The 20,224-nt window shown below is 31.2% G+C and carries 21 protein-coding genes; 17 read left to right on the top strand and 4 right to left on the bottom strand.

The window, feature by feature from the left end; genetic code table 11:
- Positions 1-94 precede the first annotated feature (94 nt).
- The 4 genes from dnaK to Ollyesu_RS12900 all read left to right on the top strand — a co-directional run bounded on the left by dnaK (position 95) and on the right by Ollyesu_RS12900 (position 4,659).
- Entirely contained in the window at positions 95-2,014 is a 1,920-nt protein-coding gene (gene dnaK / locus Ollyesu_RS12915) for a molecular chaperone DnaK (protein ID WP_279301639.1), read from the top strand.
- A gap of 240 nt (positions 2,015-2,254) precedes the next feature.
- Positions 2,255-2,821, top strand: a complete 567-nt coding sequence (locus tag Ollyesu_RS12910) for a sigma-70 family RNA polymerase sigma factor (RefSeq protein WP_279301638.1) — start codon at positions 2,255-2,257, stop codon at positions 2,819-2,821.
- Positions 2,808-3,575, top strand: a complete 768-nt coding sequence (locus Ollyesu_RS12905) for a hypothetical protein (RefSeq protein WP_279301637.1) — start codon at positions 2,808-2,810, stop codon at positions 3,573-3,575. The genes Ollyesu_RS12910 and Ollyesu_RS12905 overlap by 14 nt, the downstream gene beginning before the upstream one ends.
- Positions 3,576-3,594: 19 nt before the next feature.
- Positions 3,595-4,659, top strand: a complete 1,065-nt coding sequence (locus Ollyesu_RS12900; RefSeq protein WP_279301636.1) for a hypothetical protein — start codon at positions 3,595-3,597, stop codon at positions 4,657-4,659.
- 34 nt (positions 4,660-4,693) lie between these two features.
- Here Ollyesu_RS12900 and Ollyesu_RS12895 read toward each other — a convergent pair whose 3' ends face one another.
- Positions 4,694-5,593, bottom strand: a complete 900-nt coding sequence (locus Ollyesu_RS12895; protein WP_279301635.1) for a Brp/Blh family beta-carotene 15,15'-dioxygenase — start codon at positions 5,591-5,593, stop codon at positions 4,694-4,696.
- A 116-nt stretch (positions 5,594-5,709) separates the two neighbouring features.
- Between Ollyesu_RS12895 and Ollyesu_RS12890 the strand changes: the two genes are divergently transcribed.
- The 6 genes from Ollyesu_RS12890 (at position 5,710) to cmk (ending at position 10,415) form a co-directional block, all read left to right on the top strand.
- Positions 5,710-6,447, top strand: coding sequence for a bacteriorhodopsin-like (locus Ollyesu_RS12890; protein ID WP_279301634.1), 738 nt, complete (start codon positions 5,710-5,712; stop codon positions 6,445-6,447).
- Positions 6,448-6,547: 100 nt separating this feature from the next.
- Complete coding sequence (locus tag Ollyesu_RS12885; protein ID WP_279301633.1) at positions 6,548-7,777, top strand: class I SAM-dependent rRNA methyltransferase; 1,230 nt, start codon at positions 6,548-6,550, stop codon at positions 7,775-7,777.
- Between the two features lie 60 nt (positions 7,778-7,837).
- Positions 7,838-8,785 (top strand): nitronate monooxygenase, encoded by a 948-nt coding sequence (locus tag Ollyesu_RS12880; protein ID WP_279301632.1) that lies wholly within the window; start codon positions 7,838-7,840, stop codon positions 8,783-8,785.
- A 9-nt stretch (positions 8,786-8,794) separates the two neighbouring features.
- Positions 8,795-9,226, top strand: coding sequence for a hypothetical protein (locus Ollyesu_RS12875; RefSeq protein ID WP_279301631.1), 432 nt, complete (start codon positions 8,795-8,797; stop codon positions 9,224-9,226).
- Positions 9,227-9,310: 84 nt separating this feature from the next.
- Positions 9,311-9,625, top strand: a complete 315-nt coding sequence (locus Ollyesu_RS12870) for a YtxH domain-containing protein (protein ID WP_279301630.1) — start codon at positions 9,311-9,313, stop codon at positions 9,623-9,625.
- Positions 9,626-9,719: 94 nt separating this feature from the next.
- The gene (cmk, locus tag Ollyesu_RS12865) at positions 9,720-10,415 is read left to right on the top strand and encodes a (d)CMP kinase (RefSeq protein WP_279301629.1); all 696 of its coding nucleotides are present in this window, start codon (positions 9,720-9,722) and stop codon (positions 10,413-10,415) included.
- Between the two features lie 61 nt (positions 10,416-10,476).
- On the opposite strand, the gene Ollyesu_RS12860 is transcribed toward cmk, so the two are convergent.
- Complete coding sequence (locus Ollyesu_RS12860; RefSeq protein ID WP_279301628.1) at positions 10,477-10,857, bottom strand: LysM peptidoglycan-binding domain-containing protein; 381 nt, start codon at positions 10,855-10,857, stop codon at positions 10,477-10,479.
- Positions 10,858-11,246: 389 nt separating this feature from the next.
- Here Ollyesu_RS12860 and rpsA point away from each other — a divergent pair, with 389 nt between their 5' ends.
- From rpsA to Ollyesu_RS12825, 7 genes are all read left to right on the top strand, one after another.
- Positions 11,247-13,085 carry a 30S ribosomal protein S1 gene (gene rpsA / locus Ollyesu_RS12855; RefSeq protein WP_279301627.1) on the top strand — a complete coding sequence of 613 codons (1,839 nt, stop codon included), beginning with the start codon at positions 11,247-11,249 and terminating at the stop codon, positions 13,083-13,085.
- 125 nt (positions 13,086-13,210) lie between these two features.
- Entirely contained in the window at positions 13,211-13,750 is a 540-nt protein-coding gene (gene pyrR, locus Ollyesu_RS12850) for a bifunctional pyr operon transcriptional regulator/uracil phosphoribosyltransferase PyrR (RefSeq protein ID WP_279301626.1), read from the top strand.
- A gap of 26 nt (positions 13,751-13,776) precedes the next feature.
- Complete coding sequence (locus Ollyesu_RS12845; protein ID WP_279301625.1) at positions 13,777-14,706, top strand: aspartate carbamoyltransferase catalytic subunit; 930 nt, start codon at positions 13,777-13,779, stop codon at positions 14,704-14,706.
- A 2-nt stretch (positions 14,707-14,708) separates the two neighbouring features.
- Positions 14,709-15,041, top strand: coding sequence for a ribonuclease Z (locus Ollyesu_RS12840; protein WP_279301624.1), 333 nt, complete (start codon positions 14,709-14,711; stop codon positions 15,039-15,041).
- 1 nt (position 15,042) lies between these two features.
- Positions 15,043-15,948: a ribonuclease Z gene (locus tag Ollyesu_RS12835; RefSeq protein WP_279301623.1), complete on the top strand. Its 906-nt coding sequence runs from the start codon at positions 15,043-15,045 to the stop codon at positions 15,946-15,948.
- Positions 15,949-15,972: 24 nt separating this feature from the next.
- Positions 15,973-16,620 carry a pyridoxamine 5'-phosphate oxidase gene (gene pdxH / locus Ollyesu_RS12830; RefSeq protein ID WP_279301622.1) on the top strand — a complete coding sequence of 216 codons (648 nt, stop codon included), beginning with the start codon at positions 15,973-15,975 and terminating at the stop codon, positions 16,618-16,620.
- Positions 16,621-16,777: 157 nt separating this feature from the next.
- Positions 16,778-17,269: a CAP domain-containing protein gene (locus Ollyesu_RS12825; RefSeq protein WP_279301621.1), complete on the top strand. Its 492-nt coding sequence runs from the start codon at positions 16,778-16,780 to the stop codon at positions 17,267-17,269.
- Positions 17,270-17,322: 53 nt separating this feature from the next.
- Here the strand turns inward: Ollyesu_RS12825 and Ollyesu_RS12820 are convergent, their stop codons facing one another.
- On the bottom strand, positions 17,323-19,269 hold the full coding sequence (locus tag Ollyesu_RS12820) for an OmpA family protein (RefSeq protein WP_279301620.1): 1,947 nt from the start codon (positions 19,267-19,269) through the stop codon (positions 17,323-17,325).
- 1 nt (position 19,270) lies between these two features.
- Positions 19,271-20,218 (bottom strand): type IX secretion system membrane protein PorP/SprF, encoded by a 948-nt coding sequence (locus Ollyesu_RS12815; protein WP_279301619.1) that lies wholly within the window; start codon positions 20,216-20,218, stop codon positions 19,271-19,273.
- Between the last annotated feature and the right edge of the window lie 6 nt (positions 20,219-20,224).

Raw genomic sequence — 20,224 nt, 5'->3', positions numbered from 1 at the left:
GTATCTGACATCGTGTCAGCATTTTTTGCTTGGCATAATGATTGACTAATTGTAAGCGTAATAATAACAACACAAAATAAAATTATATAAAATTATGAGTAAGATTATTGGAATCGATTTAGGAACAACTAACTCTTGCGTTTCTGTAATGGAAGGTAATGAGCCAGTTGTAATCCCAAACGCAGAAGGTAAACGTACAACACCTTCGGTTATCGCTTTTGTAGAAGGAGGCGAAATTAAAGTTGGTGATCCAGCAAAAAGACAAGCAGTAACTAACCCAACAAAAACGGTTTATTCTATTAAACGTTTTATGGGTAATAAGTATTCTGAATCTAAAAAAGAAGCAGAACGTGTACCATATAAAGTAGTTAAAGGAGATAATGATACGCCACGTGTGGACATTGATGGTCGTTTATATACACCACAAGAATTATCTGCAATGGTGCTTCAAAAAATGAAGAAAACCGCAGAAGACTATTTAGGTCAAGATGTTAGTGAAGCAGTAATTACAGTACCAGCTTATTTTAACGATAGTCAACGTCAAGCCACTAAAGAAGCAGGAGAAATTGCAGGTTTAAAAGTGCGTCGTATTATCAACGAGCCTACAGCAGCAGCTTTAGCTTATGGATTAGATAAAAAAGGTAAAGATCAAAAAATAGTAGTATTTGACTTTGGTGGAGGTACGCATGATGTATCTATCCTAGAATTAGGAGATGGTGTCTTTGAAGTATTATCTACAGATGGAGATACACACTTAGGTGGTGATGATGTCGATCAAAAAATTATAGATTGGTTAGCAGACGAGTTTAAAAACGAAGAAGGTTTGGATTTAAGAGAAGATCCGATGTCTTTACAACGTGTTAAAGAAGCTGCAGAAAAAGCAAAGATTGAATTATCTTCATCTGAGCAAACAGAAATCAATTTACCATATATTACTGCAACTGCAAGTGGACCAAAACACTTAGTGCGTACGTTAACGCGTTCTAAATTTGAGCAGTTAATAGACGACTTAGTAAAACGTACTATTGAGCCTTGTCAAACAGCATTAAAAGCTGCAGGTTTATCAAAATCTGATATTGATGAAGTGATATTAGTAGGTGGATCAACACGTATTCCAGCAGTACAAGCAGCAGTAGAAAAATTCTTCGGAAAAGCACCAAGTAAAGGTGTAAATCCTGATGAAGTTGTTTCTCTTGGAGCAGGAATCCAAGGTGGAGTTTTAACAGGAGACGTTAAAGATGTATTACTATTAGACGTAACACCTTTATCTCTTGGAATTGAAACTATGGGTAATGTATTTACTAAGTTAATTGAAGCAAATACAACTATTCCAACAAAAAAGTCACAAGTATTCTCTACAGCTGCAGATAACCAGCCTTCAGTAGAAATTCACGTATTACAAGGTGAACGTGCTATGGCTGCAGATAATAAAACAATTGGACGTTTTCATTTAGATGGAATTCCACCAGCACAAAGAGGTGTACCACAAATTGAGGTGACTTTTGATATTGATGCAAACGGAATTATTAAAGTATCTGCAACAGATAAAGCAACAGGAAAATCTCAAGATATTCGTATTGAAGCGTCTTCTGGTTTAACTGAAGAAGAAATTCAAAAAATGAAAGCTGATGCAGAAGCAAATGCAGAAGCAGATGCTAAAGCAGCAGAAACTGCTAAAAAATTAAATGAAGCGGATTCTATGATTTTCCAAACAGAAAATCAGTTAAAAGAATTTGGAGATAAATTATCAGAGGATAAGAAAAAACCAATCGAAGACGCTTTAGAAGAATTAAAGAAAGCTTATGAGACTAAAGACTTAGCAGTTATTGAGCCAGCGTTAGAAAAAATTAACGACGCTTGGAAAGTAGCTAGTGAAGAAATGTACAAAGCACAGCAAGAGGCACAAGGAGGACCAACTAACGAAGGTGGACCAACAGATGCAGGAGCAGGTGCTAAGGGACAAGCTGCTGATGGTAGCGATGTTGAAGACGTAGACTTCGAAGAAGTTAAGTAGCTTGTACTGAGCGAAGTCGAAGTATAGACTTCGAAGAAGTTAAGTAAGCATTGGAACAATTTTTAATAGTAAAAATTAATTGAATCGCTTATCCTTAACCTAGTCGAAGGGTCTTTCAAGATTGAACACAAATATTAATAAACGCAATCATTAATTTGATTGCGTTTTTTTTTATAATTTTTTCAATTGTATCCAACCTTTTATCTTTTAATTGCGTTTTAATAAATAGAACACATCCTTATGGCGAAACTAGTACCTATAAATCAAAATGTTAATGAGCTGGTTAGATTGGCACAATCTTCTAATCAAAAAGCACAGTTAGCACTTTATGATAGGTATTCAGGACAAATGCTTAGTGTTTGTAGACAATATATTAAGGATTTACAGTTTGCTGAAGACACTATGATTACTGCATTTACTAAAGCATTTTTAAATATTAACAAGTATCAACCTTTTGGAAGTTTTGAAGGTTGGTTAAGACAAATAATGATTAGAGAATGTATTTCTTATTTACGTGTACATAAAAATAAATTTGGAGTAGTAGAAATTGATGATCATTATTTTGTGCAAAAGCCTTTTGATAGTTTAAGTAATGATACAGATCAAATACAAAACGCAATAGATAGTTTGCCAATAGGCTGCAAAACTGTTTTTAACTTATTTGTCATAGATGGCTATAAGCACCAAGAAATTGCAAGATTATTAAAGATAAGTATAGGCACTTCAAAGTCACAATTATCGCATGCTAAAAGGCTATTAAAAAATAGCTTGGCTAATTTAAAGTCTAAAAATAATGGAACAGAATAATATAGAAGATTTAATAAAAAAAAGAATTAGAGGACGCAGTATTACTCCAACACCTGAAGCAAAAACACGTTTGATTAGTGCTTTAAACACGAGGTCTAAAAAGAAAAGCAGTTATTGGATAAGATATTTGGTAGCAGCATCTGTAGTATTTGTTCTGTTTTTTACAGCTGCTAAACTGGTAATGAAAAATAATAAGGATAATCAATTAAAGCAGATTACAAACCAAAAAAAACCATTAGAATCACACCAAAACAATAAATCTGCTCCTCATAATAATCTTGTGGTTTCAGATAAAATATTAAACAAAAATTCAAGAGATATTAAAGCTAATACGGTAAAAACTAAAGTCACGATAAACAAGAGTGTTGCTGATAAAAAAGATATTAATAAAAGTATAGAATACTCACAAAAAATAAATCCATCTCAAGTCATAAAAAACAAAGAGATATCTAAAAATAAAATTGTTGTTACTAATATTTCCGCAGTTAAAGAAAAAACAAAACAGGATATTGTAGACAATCAATACAGATACATTTCACCTAAAGATTTATTAACTGAAGCTGATACATTAACTAGACCAGAATTAATTAATATTAATGCAAAAACAACTAAAACGTATACCAATGCCAATCAACTGCTAATAGATGCTGAAAGACAATTATTTGAAGAGCGGAATAAAAGTTTTTTAACAAAAGCTGGCAGAAAAATTAAAAAATTTAAAGACGCTGTGGTTAGCAGAAATCATAAATATTAATTATTAAAACAATCGTATTATGAAACTTAAAATTTTATTAGCTATACTGTTTTTTTATACTCAAAATATACTAGCTCAAAGTAACAGTTTTGAAGAAAAAGCAGCTCAGATTACCTCTAAAATAGATTCAATAACTTCTACTGAAAAAAGTAAACTTAAAGAAGAATTAAAAAAGATTGATGAAAAGCTGGAAAAGAATGAGATTAATTTTGATGATGCTAACAAGCAAAAAAATACTATTGCTGAGTACCACGCAAAGCAAATTAATGATGCTGTTTTTGTAGAGGAGCAGAAATTACAAGCGTTGATTAAAAACAGAGTAAGTGGTAAATTAAATTTAGAAGAAGACGTTAATAAAAAAAGCAATCGATTTTTTACTCCGTTTGAGGATGAAAATTATTATAAAGATTCTGCTACAGGATTAAAAGTTGAAAAACGCTTTACGACACAATTTGTAATAGCTTTAGGTTTAAATATAGTTTTGAATGATGATAAAGGTTTTTATGGCAATGGTTTTAAAAATAATCCTTTGGGTTACGGAGAGTTAGGTTTTTCATTCAAATACCGTTTGCAAGAAAAATCAAACCTTTGGAATCTTAAGTTCGGATTATCAGCTATGGCTTACGAATTAAGACCTAAATCAAATGATGATATTGTGGTGACCAATCAAGGTCTAACAACATTGGAAAATGCAGGTTATAATATTAAAAGATCTCGTTTTAACAATGTATATCTTGGTATTCCGATTCATTTAGAATTAGATTTTTCTAAACCACAGTATGACAAAAAAACTAATCAAACTTATCTACTTTCTCAAAGAGGGTTTAGATTAGGTTTAGGTGGCTTTTTTGCTATAAGGGTTGGCTCTTCACAATTTATTAGATATAATAATAACGAAGGTAGACGTATTCGTTTGTATGAGGATGGTAATTTTAATGTTAATACAATTAACTTTGGTCCAAGTGCTTACATAGGTTACAAAGACTATAGTCTTTATTTTAAATATGACTTAAATCCAGTGTTTAAAAACAATCCTCAAGATATCAATACCTTTTCTATCAGTTTTAGAGCAGATTTAAATTAAACTAGGTTTTAATAAAAAAATAAAAACGCAGTCTTTAATTTGATTGTGTTTTTTTGTGTTTAAACATTTTGTTTATTACCAATGCATGCGGAAAGGTGATAGCTGCAATAAAAGAAAATAAGATAGCGTATAGTAGCTTTTCATCTTTTAAAAGATATATAACAGTAACTAATCCAATAATAGATACTAACCAATAAGGAAACGCACCTTTTAAATAAGCAATAATTGATGTTTTTGTGAAGTGACCATAGATAAAGTTTACTTGTTCAAACAAAGATGGAATACTATGCCATAAAATAAAGTACAGCGCAAATCCCCAAATTAAAGTTGAGACTTTAAAGACAATAGCGAAAACTAACAAGTAGAATAACTCTTTAAAAATGATGGATTTGAAGTTTATTATATATGAATTTAAAAGTGATCCAAAAAAAATCATTATTAAAGTAGACGTTATTAACCCATAACTTACCAGGCTTTGGTCAATAGTGTAACTAGTAATAGAAGTAATTACTTCAACAACTTCCTGTGCATTGAAAATGAATAAGAGAAATAAAACAAAAAAACCATAAAACAAATAAAAAGTTGTTGTCATTACTCTTACTTCACTTGTCATCTTGCTCTCCCAATGTTGTTCTCCAAAATGAAATGCGCTAAATACTATAAAGAGTAGTAGTGCAAGTATTGGAACAAAATAGAATATTACAATAGCTATAGTAATTGTTAATAAATAAACAAATAACACCTTAATAAATGGATGGTTCGATTTCTTTTTTGAAAAATTTTCTATTAGTAAAATGTCATTTGATCCATGTAAAATACCAAATGAAAATATTAATATGAATCCAAAAATAATTTCAAGTTGGCTTGGAACTATAGAAGTAATCCATAATCCAATAAAACTCAACACAATTGATAAATTATAAATTTTCTCCATAATATTTATCGAATTCTTAAAAATAAACCAAATATTTTGTTAAAGTCGAATTTATTTTGTTTAATCATTCTTAACTTTGTTTAAACAAAATTAATAAAAACTAAACAAAAATTGCTATGAAAACTTTTTTATCTTTAGTAGACGTCACGTCTAAACTAGATCCTACCGATTATGTAGGATTTACATTCTTTGTAGGTTGTATGGCCATGATGGCAGCATCAGCCTTTTTCTTTTTATCATTAAATCAATTTGATAAAAAATGGAGAACATCGGTATTAGTCTCTGGACTAATTACTTTTATTGCAGCAGTACATTATTTTTACATGAGAGATTATTGGGCAGTAAACATGGAATCACCTACTTTCTTTAGATATGTAGACTGGATTTTAACAGTTCCATTAATGTGTGTTGAGTTTTACTTAATACTCAAAGTAGCTGGTGCTAAAAAATCTTTAATGTGGAAAATGATATTTTTCTCAGTAATTATGCTAGTAACAGGATACTTTGGTGAAGCAGTATACAACACAGGAAGTGGACCAGCAGTCTGGGGTGCAATTTCTGGAGCAGCTTACTTTTACATTGTATATGAAATATGGCTTGGTAGCGCTAAGAAATTAGCAGTAGAGGCAGGTGGTGATGTATTACAAGCACACAAAATATTATGCTGGTTTGTATTAGTAGGATGGGCAATATATCCTTTAGGTTACATGATGGGAACTGAAGGTTGGTATAATTCAATATTACCACAAGGAGGTATAGATGTTGTTTATAATATTGCAGATGCAATTAATAAAATTGGATTTGGTCTAGTTATATATGCATTAGCTGTGAAAAAGAATGAAGTTCATAATTAGTTAGTTAGTAAAAATCATTCTTTTAGGCGTAGTCAGTAATGGCTACGCTTTTTTTATCTTCAAATTCAAATGCATTACTTTTACACCAAAAAAGTAAAAAATGTCTTTTTCACCTAAATTAAAATTTAAATACCAGCCAAAACGCTTAGCAGTAAAGCTTAATGCAAAAGGCGAGCAGTTTGTGGTAAAAGGTCATCCTTGGGTATTTTCTGATAATATTACGAAAATTAATGAGGAGGCTCAGTCTGGAGATTTAGCTATTATTTTTGGTAAAAACAAAAATAAAGTAGTTGGTTTAGGTTTGTATGATGCTAATTCACCAATTAGAATTAAAATGTTGCATAGCGCGAATGAAAAAGCAGAAATAAATGCAGCGTTTTTTCATCAAAAAATAAAAGAAGCATTTGTAAAACGTAAATCATTATTACAAACCAATACTAATAGTTACCGTTTGTTATTTGGCGAGAATGATGGGTTTCCTGGTTTAATTGCAGATGTGTATGCATCTGTTTTGGTAGTTAAAATATATTCTGAAATCTGGTTGCCTTATTTGGAAACTATCATCCCGAGTTTACAAGAAATATCAAACTCTGAAACTGTAGTGATTAGATTAAGTCGAAGTTTAGAAAACTCTAAATTACATCATCTTAAAAATGGAGAAGTTGTTTACGGTACTTTAGAAAATGAGGTCGTTACTTTTGTTGAGCACGATGTTAATTTTTCAGCCAATGTTATTAAAGGACATAAAACAGGTTATTTTCTAGATCACAGAGAAAATAGAAGGCAAGTAGGATTGCTGAGTAAAAACAAGACCGTTTTAGATGTGTTTTCTTATGCTGGTGGATTTTCCGTTCACGCCTTAGCTAATGAAGCTAAAGAAGTGACTAGTTTAGATATTAGTCAGCAAGCATTAGAGATTGCTAAGCAAAATGGACTTCTAAACAACTATTCTGGAGTGCATCATACTTTAGCAGGAGATGCTTTTAAAATTCTTGAACAGTTGGTGTCTAAAAAACAAACCTTTGATATTGTCGTTATAGATCCTCCAAGTTTTGCTAAGCAGCAATCAGACATTGAATTAGCAAAGAAAAAATATGCTCAATTAGCTCAATTAGGACTACAATTAACTGGTAAAAATGGACTTTTGGTATTAGCATCTTGTTCCTCTAGAGTGTTAAGTCAAGCCTTTTATGATATCAATAGTCAGGTGTTGTCAAACTCTAATAGAAAGTTTAAAGTTGAATTAAAAACGGAGCACGATGTAGATCATCCCATAAGCTTTCCAGAAGGTGCTTACTTAAAATGTGGTTACTATAGATTTATAGATTAAAAATATTATGCATGCATAATAAATTAATACTTATATTTGTAAGACTAATTTCAATATAAAATGACGACCAAACTTACACAACTTCTTAATATTAAATATCCAATTATTCAAGCACCAATGTTTTTGGTATCTAATGTAGCAATGGTAACAGAAGCTATGAAAGCTGGGATTGCTGGATGCATTCCTGCACTTAATTATAGAACTTTAGATGAGTTAAGAACAGCTATAAAAGAACTAAAAGCTAATAAAGTAGAAGGTGGTTCGTTTGGATTTAATTTAATAGTTAATAAATCTAATATCAAATATAAAAGTCAATTAGAAGTATTATGTGAAGAAGGTTGCGATTTTATTATTACGTCTTTAGGAAGTCCAGAAGAAACCATTAGACAAGCTCATCAAGCAGGTATCAAAGTGTTTTGTGACGTTACCGATTTACGTTTTGCTGAAAAAGTACAACAGTTAGGTGCAGATGCTGCAATAGCAGTAAATAATGAAGCAGGTGGACATAGAGGTAATTTATCACCTCAAGAATTGACTAATTTGCTAAGTCAAAAATTGACCATTCCAGTAATTTCTGCTGGAGGCGTAGGTTGTAAAGCAGATATAGATAAAATGTTAAGTTATGGTGCAGAAGGTGTTTCTGTTGGTAGTCCTTTTATAGCTTCGGTTGAAGCAGGAGTTACAGACGAATATAAACAAGCTTGTGTTGATTATGGCGAAAAGGATATAGTTATGACAGAACGTATTTCTGGTACACCATGTACAGTTATAAACACACCATATGTTCAAAAAATAGGGACTAAACAAACTTGGATAGAACGTGTATTAAACAAAAATAGAAAACTTAAAAAGTGGGTTAAAATGATTCGTTTTTCTATTGGTATGAAGGCGACCGAAAATGCAGCGAAAAAAGCTACCTATAAAACCGTTTGGGTTGCAGGACCAAGCATAGAACATACCAAAGCGATATTACCAGTTAAAGATATTGTATCCAACTTAACAAACTAAGTTGAAACAATGACGATTAAGCCTAAAACAGTCAGGAAGCTTTTAAGAGTTGTTTTGGCCACCTTAATTTTATTATGTGCAGCTATTTTTATTTCTATTATTTATGAATCTAGAGAGGATGTTTCTAATCTAGATCCCTATTCCAAATGTCTTAATACTCCAATTAAACTTAAAGACGTTGCAACTATACGTTGGTATGATACTAATCTTAGATTTTCTAACTACAGTTTAGTGTTAAATGAAGCCTCAGATTATGACACAGATGAGGTTAAGTCAGTCAAAGTCTATCAACCTGGCGAAACTATTACTTTTTTTGAAGCTAAATCCTATACAAGTTTGCATGTTGGTACGACTTACTATTTAATTGGAAGAGACACATTAGATACAGGAGAAACCATTGAATTTGAATATTACTATAGTGGAGGTATACCTCCTTTTTAATGTTGTTTTTATTACACTTAGTTGTAACAAAGCTCCTCATTATGAGACTTATAAGTAAATCAAGTTTAATAAAAAAGAAAAATTATGATTCAAAGATTAGTATTAGGAGTTGTTATTGGTGCTGTAGCTGGCGTATTATTTGCTCCAGAAAAAGGAAGTGTTACTAGAGATAAACTTAAAAAAGAGGGTAAAGACATTAAAGATCAATTATCTAATGACTTTAACGAAGTGAAGGAAGACTTATCAAAAGCAACAACCTCTGGTAAAGAAAAATTAAAAGAAGAAATTAAAGATTTAGCGTCCAAAACTAGTTACAAAACAGAACAAGCTATTACGTTTTTAGAAAAGCAGCTTGCTATTTTAAAAGAAAAGAATAAAACATTACAGAAAACAAGTTAAAAGTTAATAAAAGAGTTATTAGTAATCTCAATCTATCAATTACGGACTTTTAGCTACAAATTATAATCCCTACTTTTGCAACAAATTAAATGACGTGCAAAACATCACCATCGCAATAGACGGATTTTCATCTACAGGTAAAAGTACAATTGCTAAGCAATTAGCTAAACACCTAGGCTATATTTATGTAGATACTGGTGCAATGTACAGAGCTGTTACATTATTTACAATGCAAAATGGTTGGATAGATAACAGCCAGTTTGATGTGATGGCATTAGTATCTAATTTAGATAAAGCAGCTATCAGTTTTACATTTAATCCTACATTAGGCTTTGCAGAAGTTTATTTAAATGGTAAAAATGTCGAAAAACAAATCCGTACACTTGAAGTTTCCAGTTTTGTTAGCAAAGTGGCAGCTATCCCAGAAGTACGTTACCAATTGGTAAAACAACAACAACAAATGGGAAAAGATAAAGGCGTTGTTATGGATGGACGCGATATTGGTACTGTGGTATTTCCTTATGCTGAATTAAAACTCTTTATGACTGCTTCTGCTGAAAAACGAGCAACTAGACGTTACGACGAATTAATTGAAAGAGGTGATGACGTAAAATATGAAGATGTTTTACGTAATGTACAAGAGCGAGATTATATAGACTCTCATCGTGAAGACTCTCCTTTAGTAAAAGCAGAGGACGCTATAGAAATAGATAATTCGGATTTAACCTTAGAAGAGCAATTCTCAAAGGTACTTAGTCTGGTACAAATGACACTAGAGGATTTGGAATAAAAAAAAGCGAATTATCAGCTTTCGCTCGATAATCCGCTTTACATAGTTTGCTATTAAACTCCTACAAATTTGGAATTTTTAATTCTTGATCTGGGTGAATTACATCTGGATTTTTTAAGATGTCTTTATTAGCTTCAAAAATAGCAGTGTATTTTGCTGCGTTACCATAATAATGTTTAGCAATTTTACCTAAAGTGTCTCCACTTTTAACTGTATGTCTAGCATATACACTAGTGTCAGCTACCTCTATGTTAGCCATAATATCTGATGGATTATCTCCACCAACTTCTTTAATTGCGTCCCACATTAGGTTTTTTTCATATTGTGTAGCAGCAGTACCTTTAACTTTTAATACACCATTTTCTTCAGTAACGTTTCCGTTTTGAATGTTTAATTTTTCTCCTAAATCAAGTACACCTTGATATTTTGCTTTTACAGCCATAAATAATTTGTTTTTAATGTTAATCTTCTTTAAAGATAGTAATTATAATTGCAGATTTATCAACAACATTTGCGTTTTGCTAAAACTTAGACAAAATGTATGTTTTAATCGATAAAACGCGGGTTTTAACATCGATTTTAGTATATTATTAGGTAATTGATATTCAGTTAGTTAATAATTTTTAATTTGTATTAGGCAATATTGTTAAAAAGTACTATTTTTGCACTCCTTTTTAGCGCAAGTAAGAAAGATAAAAAAGGGATTTAAACAATTTAATTTATAACACTTCTGTGTGTTAGCGCTTAATTTTTCTAAACACAACAGAATACAAACCGTAATATGGTTCTGTTTTAGCGAAAGCGAAAAACTATATTACATAATTTATTTAAATGGCTGATAAAGCAAAACAAGCAGAAGTTGAAGCTAAAGAAGTAGCAACAGCAACTAAAGAAGCTCCAGTAGTATCTGAAGCACAAGCAAACCCAGAAAAATTCTTAAAAGAATTCAACTGGCACAACTACCAAGAAGGTATTGATGAGGTTGAAGATTCTCAATTAAAAGAATTTGAAAAATTAGTATCAGAAAATTTCGTAGACACTTTAGATGACGAGGTTGTAGAAGGTGAAGTAATTCATATTACAGATCGTGACGCAATTATTGACATTAATGCGAAGTCTGAAGGTGTAATTTCTTTAAACGAATTTAGATACAATCCAGACTTAAAAGTAGGAGACAAAGTTGAGGTATTAATTGACGTGCGTGAAGACGCAACAGGACAATTAGTATTATCTCACAGAAAGGCTCGTGTAATTAAGGCTTGGGATAGAGTAATAAAAGCTAACGAAACTGGCGAAATCGTAAACGGTTTTGTAAAGTGTCGTACTAAAGGTGGTATGATTGTAGATGTTTTTGGTATCGAAGCATTCTTACCAGGATCTCAAATTGATGTTAAACCAATTAGAGATTACGATCAGTACGTAAATAAAACTATGGAATTTAAAGTTGTGAAAATCAACCACGAATTCAAAAACGTAGTTGTATCTCATAAAGCACTTATTGAAGCTGATATTGAGGAACAAAAGAAAGAAATCATCGGTCAATTAGAAAAAGGTCAAGTATTAGAAGGTGTAGTTAAAAACATTACATCTTACGGAGTATTTATTGATCTTGGAGGTGTTGACGGATTAGTACACATAACAGATTTATCTTGGTCACGTATAAACCATCCAAATGAGATTGTTGAGTTAGACCAAAAATTAAATGTGGTAATCCTTGATTTTGACGAAGATAAGTCAAGAATCCAATTAGGTCTTAAGCAATTATCTAAACATCCTTGGGATGCTTTAGGAGAAAATGTTGCTGTAGGTGATAAAGTTAAAGGTAAAGTTGTTGTAATCGCAGATTACGGAGCATTTATTGAAGTTGCAGAAGGTGTAGAAGGTTTAGTACACGTGTCAGAAATGTCATGGTCTACGCACTTACGTTCTGCTAACGATTTTGTTAACGTTGGAGACGAAATTGATGCAGTTATTTTAACCTTAGATAGAGAAGATCGTAAGATGTCTCTTGGTATCAAGCAATTAACTCCAGACCCATGGACAGATATTACTACTAAATATCCTGTAGGTTCTAAACACACAGGTATTGTGCGTAACTTTACAAACTTTGGTGTTTTTGTTGAATTAGAAGAAGGTATTGATGGATTAATTTATATTTCAGATTTATCTTGGACTAAGAAAATTAAGCATCCATCAGAATTTTGTAACGTTGGTGATAAATTAGATGTAGTAGTATTAGAGTTAGATGTTGAAGGACGTAAATTATCTTTAGGTCACAAACAAACCACTGAGAATCCTTGGGATAAATACGAAAAAGAGTTTGCTTTAGATACAACGCATACAGCAGAAATTGCTGAAGTTGTAGATAAAGGAGCTACTATTGAATTTAATGAAGATATCGTTGCTTTCGTACCATCTCGTCACCTTGAAAAAGAAGACGGAAAGATGTTAAAGAAAGGAGATTCTGCAGAATTCAAAATTATCGAATTTAATAAAGAATTCAAACGTGTAGTTGCCTCTCACACTGCTATATTCAAAGCAGAAGAAATGGCAAATGTAAAAGCTGCTGCTAAAAAAGCTGCTGCACAAGCTGAAGAAGCAAAACCAACTTTAGGTGATGCTAACGAAGCGTTACAAGCGTTAAAAGATAAAATGGACGGAAAAAAATAATCCAACCATTTATTAATAAAAGTAAAAGCCTCTCATTTTTGAGAGGCTTTTTTATTTCATATAAAACAACTTTTAACTTATAATAATTTAAATTACCTTTGTTTACCAAACACGTTTGGAACACCATGAGTCAAAAAGTGCTACTTAATGCAACAGAAGTCAATATCATCTTACACAGATTGGCTTGTCAACTCATTGAAAAACACAACGATTTTTCTAATACGGTTTTAATTGGTATTCAACCAAGAGGAAAATATCTGGCTAAACGTTTAGCATCTATATTACAATCAGATTACAAGATTAAAAACCTACAATTAGGATATTTAGACATTACCTTTTATAGAGATGATTTTAGGAGAAGCGATAAGCCATTAGAAGCTAATACTACAGAAATGAACGTGCAAGTAGAAGATAAAAAAGTGGTATTTATTGACGATGTATTGTATACAGGACGTAGTATACGTGCTGCATTAACAGCTATACAGTCTTTTGGACGTCCTAACGAAATTGAATTGTTAACTTTAATAGATAGACGTTTTAGTAGACATTTACCCATCCAACCCGATTATAGAGGACGACAAGTAGATGCTATAAATAACGAAAAAGTAAAAGTAAACTGGGTTGAAAATGATGGAGAAGATGCGGTTTATGTAGTAAAAAATTAATACTGAAAAATTAATAATTAAAAACTATGAGCGAATTAAGTGTCAATCACTTATTAGGAATTAAATATCTTAACAAACAAGATATAGAGCTTATTTTTAAAACAGCAGATCACTTTAAAGAGGTGATTAATCGTCCAATAAAAAAGGTTCCTTCGCTTCGTGATATTACTATTGCTAACTTATTTTTCGAAAACTCTACACGTACCAAACTATCTTTTGAATTAGCAGAAAAACGATTATCTGCAGATGTCATTAACTTTTCAGCATCTCAATCTTCAGTAAAAAAAGGAGAAACACTAATAGATACAGTTAACAATATTTTATCTATGAAAGTAGATATGGTTGTGATGCGTCATCCTAATCCTGGTGCAGGAGTATTTTTATCTAAGCACGTTGATGCTAGCATTATAAACGCAGGAGATGGAGCACATGAGCATCCAACACAAGCTTTATTAGATAGCTATTCTATTAGAGAACGTTTAGGCAGTGTAAAAGGAAAAAATGTCGTAATTGTTGGAGATATTTTACATAGTCGTGTGGCCTTATCCAATATTTATGCATTAAAATTACAAGGTGCTAATGTTATGGTTTGCGGACCTAAAACATTATTACCTAAACATATAGAAAAACTTGGTGTAAAAGTAGAAACCAATCTGCGTAAAGCTCTAAATTGGTGTGATGTTGCTAATATGCTCCGAGTACAAAATGAACGTATGGATATTAGTTATTTTCCGTCTACAAGAGAATATACGCAACAGTTTGGAGTTAATAAAGCGTTATTAGATAGCTTGGATAAAGACATTACAATTATGCATCCAGGACCAATAAATAGAGGAGTAGAGATTACTAGTGATGTAGCAGATTCTAAGCAAGCCATAATTTTAGACCAAGTTCAAAATGGTGTAGCTGTTAGAATGGCGGTAATATACTTGTTAGCATCTAAAATAAAACAATAGTTATGATTATAGATCAAAATGAAAACATAACCATAATAACCCAAGAAAATGCTTCGGTTATAGAATTAGTAAAAAAAATAGAAACATTGTACCCAAAATTTAAAAATAATAATGTTATTGTTAATTTAAATACAATTAAACCCATCTCGTTACAAGAAATTATTGAGTTTTTAAGAGTGTCCAATCAGCATAGAGCTGCTAAACATTCTTTTGTTATAGTTAACGAAGGGATTAATACAGATAACACTCCAGATGAAATTGTCATTGTACCAACACTTCAAGAAGCACATGACATTATTGAAATGGAAGACATGGAACGTGATTTAGGATTTTAAAATGAAACTAAACATTCTAGGCTGTTATAGCGCAACTCCACGTACATTTACTAATCCAACCGCTCAAGTATTAGAAATTAATAATCATATTTTTTTAATAGATTGTGGAGAAGGTACCCAAGTACAGCTTAGAAAAAACAAAATTAAGTTTAGTCGTATAAAGCATATTTTTATTTCTCATTTACATGGCGATCATTTTTTTGGTTTAGTAGGTTTAATATCTACTTTTAGATTGTTGGGTCGTGAAACAGATTTGCATATTTATGCACCAAAAGGTTTAAAAGACGTCATTACATTACAGATGAAGCTAGCCAGTTCTTGGACAAATTATAACCTTGTTTTCCATGAGTTAACCAGTAAGCTTTCAGAGCTTATTTTTGAAGATAAAAAAGTAGAAGTCCATACCATACCGTTAGATCATCGTGTATACACAAATGGTTTTTTATTCAAAGAAAAAGAAGGCGAACGTAAGTTGGATATGAATGGAGTTTTAAATGCCAATATTGATGTATCATATTACAGAAAATTAAAGCAAGGCTTTGACGTCCAAAATGAAAATGGTAAGCTTATAAAAAACAAAACAGTAACATTACCTCCAAATCCTTCAAAAAGCTATGCGTTTTGTAGCGATACTGCTTATAATGAAGCTATAATCCCAATTATTAAGCATGTAGATGTGTTGTATCACGAATCTACTTTTTTAGATCAGCATGAGAAATTAGCAGCACCAACTAAACACAGTACAGCAAAACAAGCAGCTAATATTGCAAAGCAAGCACAAGTTGGACAATTAATTTTAGGACATTATTCTACTAGATATGATGATTTAAACTTGTTTAAAGAAGAAGCTCAAACTATCTTCCAAAACGTCCAGTTAGCAGATGATGGTAAAGTGTTTGAGTTTTAATTTATAAATCTTGTAAATTGCAACATGAATAAAGACTTAAGTAATTACAGGAAATCTTACGAAAAAGGAGAACTACGGTTAAAAGATACACCAGAAAATCCATTAGAACTCTTTAGGACTTGGTTTAACGAAGTGGATAGCCATTTCCCTCAAGATGAGACTAATGCGATGACATTATCTACTATTGGTATTGATGGATTTCCTAAAAGTAGAGTAGTGCTACTTAAAAAATTTACTTATGAAGGTTTTATTTTTTATACTAATTATGAAAGCGAAAAGGGCAAAGCTATTAGTCAGAATCCTAACGTTTGTTTGTCTTTTTTTTGGCATGGAGCAGAACGACAGATTATAATTAAAGGTAAAGCAGAAAAAATTTCAGAAAACTTAAGTGATGGATATTTTGAGTCCAGACCTAGAGGTAGTCAATTGGGTGCAATTGTGTCAAAACAAAGTAGCGTGGTAGACAACAGAGAGCAATTGGAAGATAGGCTTAAACAACTAGAAGAAGAGTATAAGGGTAAAGAAATAGTAAGACCATCTTTTTGGGGTGGTTTTATTGTTAGACCTATTTCTATTGAGTTTTGGCAAGGAAGACCCAATCGTTTACACGACAGAATTTTATACACATTGACTTCAGATTACAATTGGATTAAAAACCGATTATATCCATAAAATAATCGATGAAATACATATAAAATCTAATTTTAATCGATGAAATGCATGTTAATAAGTTAAATAGTATATTTTTAATCGATTTTAACATTTATTTAACACTTTATTAGTTAGTAGTATTATATTTTAGGAGTCCCAAATCAATACAACTCTTAAAATGAGAAAAATTACTAGCCTACTTATGGTTATTTGTTTTGCATTACTTTTTGTTTCTTGCTCAACAGATAATATCGAAGATCACATTGACGATGTTAGTGCTTTAGTTATTCCTGAAGCAAAACCAATAGAAATTGAAATTTTAGAGTTAATCAATCAACACAGAATTAGTATTGGACTTAATGCTTTAGAAAGTCATAAGTTAATTAAAGGTCAAGCTTACGCTCATACTGATTACATGGTTGATATCAATGAAGTTAATCACGATAATTTTTTTAGCAGAAAATCGTACTTAGTTAATAATGCTAATGCTGTAAAAGTATCAGAAAATGTAGCTTATGGATTTTCTAGTGCTTCATCTGTAGTTAATGCTTGGTTAAACAGCGAAGGACATAAAAGTAATATTGAAGGAGATTTTACAGATTTTGAAATCTCAGCAGAATTAGGAGAAAATAATAAATGGTATTTTACAAATATCTTTATTAAAAAATAAATTTACAACCGTTATTAAAAAAGCCTTTCAAATTTTTGAAAGGCTTTTTTATTTTATTTGTATTGGTTAGTTATTATAAATTTAGATCGTCTATTATATTCGTGTTCTTTATCGCTACATTTTACTCCATTTGTACAATGGTTAAGTATTTGTGACTCACCATAACCAATAGCACTTAAAATTCTATCTACTGCAATTCCTCTAGAGTATAAATAGTCTCTTGTAGATTTTGCACGCCTATCAGATAATTTTAAGTTGTAGGCATCTCTACCACGACTATCTGTATGTGCTTCAATTTTAATAATCATTTTTGGATGTTCTCGCATAACTGCAACAATATTTTCTAGCTCATACGCTGCATCTGGTCTTATATCTGATTTATTGTAATCAAAGTAAATAGGATTGATAACAATTTCGTTATCAACTATTAATGGAGTTAGAAATAAATCTATAGTTGTAGTTTCTCCGTTAATTGGTGAGGTTACAAAGCCTTTTTTGTCTGGTCTGTAAATAACACGCTCTGCAAGAACAGTATATGTTTTATCACAACCAATATCTTTGAATTCATATTTACCATCTTTATCTGTGTAAAAAGTTTCTACAACCTGACCATTAATGTCTAATAAAGATACATTTACTTTATCTAAAGGTTCTCCAGATAATTCGTCATACGCAACTCCAGAAACTATTTGTTTACATTGGTATTTTCCAAAAGCGTAGATGTCATCTCCACCTTTACCGCCTTCTCTATTTGAAGAGAAGTATCCAGTTTGAGTGTCAGAGTCAATAAAAAAACAAAAATCATCAAAGGGACTATTAAATGGTGCACCAAGATTTTTGACATATACTTGTGTGGTATCGTTTCTTTTTAGTTTTAGTAGATTAGTTTCAAAAATATCAAGTAACCCAAGATTTAAATAAGCATCTGTTGAGAAATATAATGTAGAGTCTTTGGCAACAAACGGAAATTTTTCATTCCCTTCAGTATTAATATCTGGACCTAAATTAACAGGTGTTCCATATGTACCATCAGCTTTGATTGTTACTCGATACAAATCTGTTTGTCCAAAGCCACCTTCCATATCTGAAACAAAATATAATGTTTTATTATCTGGACTTAAAGCTGGTGCACCACAAGAATAGGCATCATTATTAAAAGGTAATTCTATAACATTACTCCAGTTGTTACCTGTTTTTGTTGCTTTATAAATTTTTAAATTAGAAGTACCTTCTTTAGAATATTTTCTTTTTTCTTTTTTATTAACGTTATTCCTGGTAAAATACATTGTTTGACCATCATTAGTTATAGTGACTAATCCTTCATGATCGTTAGACGTATTAATACTTGAATTTAATTTTTTAGGTTCTGAAAAATTTTTAGCTGCATTAGCAATTTTAGTTTCAGATTGAAAAATATTTAAAAAAGGTTCATTATTCCAATCATATAATTGCTTTTCATCTGTTATGGTATCTTTTACCCAAGTGGAGTAAAAGTATAAAGTATTATCTTTTTCATACCCACCAAAGTCAGAATACACAGTGTTTAATGGAAGATTTTCAACATCCACATACACCTTTTCTGTATTAGTTAGTTGGTTGTAACTTTCTAAATTAAAGTTTTCTATGTCTTTTATACGTTTGTCCCTTTTATTTTTTTCGTTAAAGGTTCTTAAATAGTCATTAGCAAGCTCGTATTTTTTTTGACTTCTCAAAGTTTGTACGTATTTGTATATATATTCTGAATCAATTAACGGATACTTTTTAATAGCTTTACTATACCAAAATTCTGCTTTTTCAACTTTTCTAGTATTGAAGTAACAATCACCAATTCTTGTTAAAATATATTCTGTACTATCTTCCTTTTTCAATGCTTCTTTATATAGTTCAGCTGCTTTTTCATAAGAAAAATCTCTAAAAAAATTATCTGCAACTTTTGTTTGTGACAACGCCTGTTGTACAAATAAAAAAAGAATAAAATATGTAATTATTTTTAACTTCATTTTAAAAATATCTAGGAGATTTGACACGTTTAGTAGGTTTGAATACCTCAAACATTAATAATATCTCATGGGTTCCACCAGTAAATGGTCTTAAATCTGTAATGTAATGTTCATAAGCATAACCAATTCTCATTTGAGGAGAGACTTGAAAATCTGCTAAAGCTCCAATAGTAGAGGTGTCTCTATTATATCTGTAGCTTCCACCCAACCAAAACTTTTCATTAAATAAAATATGTGTACTAATATCGAAGGAAATTGGAGCACCATTTGTTACTTTAACTAAAGCAGAAGGTTTAAGTTTTGTGCTTTCATTTAAATCAAAAACATAACCACCTGTCAAATAATACCCAACACGTTCTAATGCTATGTAATCTACTTCAGGATCCAAAGCACTTTCATTATAATCTGTATTTAATATTCTTGGAGCAGAAAGGCCAACATACCATCTGTTTTGATGTAAATATGCACCAACACCAATATTAGGATTCCATCGATTAGTAAAGTTACTAAAGAAAGGATCTATTTCAACAGATGGATCATCTAAGAAACCTTCTTGATCTAAATTGTAATGGGTAAATCCAGCTTTTAAACCAAATGCAAGTTTTGTTTTTTCTGAGACTTCTATTGTATATGAAAAATCACCGTAAACAAATACAAAATTTTCATATCCAAGTTCATCGTTTATTACAGATAATCCTAGTCCTATTTTCTCATCTTTTAATGGAGAATGAATAGATACTGTGGAAGTGGTTGGTGATCCTGCTAAACCAACCCATTGACTTCTATGCAAGCCAACTACGCTAATAGTTTCTCTACTACCAGCATAGGCTGGGTTTATAGAAATAGTATTAAACATATATTGTGAAAATTGTGGCAATTGCTGAGCAAATATTTGTACACAACTAAACATCAATAAAATTCCAATACTATATATTTTTATTTTTTTCATCTATAA

This window comes from Olleya sp. YS, from assembly GCF_029760915.1.
In the GTDB taxonomy this organism is placed as follows: domain Bacteria; phylum Bacteroidota; class Bacteroidia; order Flavobacteriales; family Flavobacteriaceae; genus Olleya.
The sequence above is the reverse complement of the archived record's forward strand: the minus strand, read 5'-3'. Positions and strand labels throughout refer to the sequence as shown.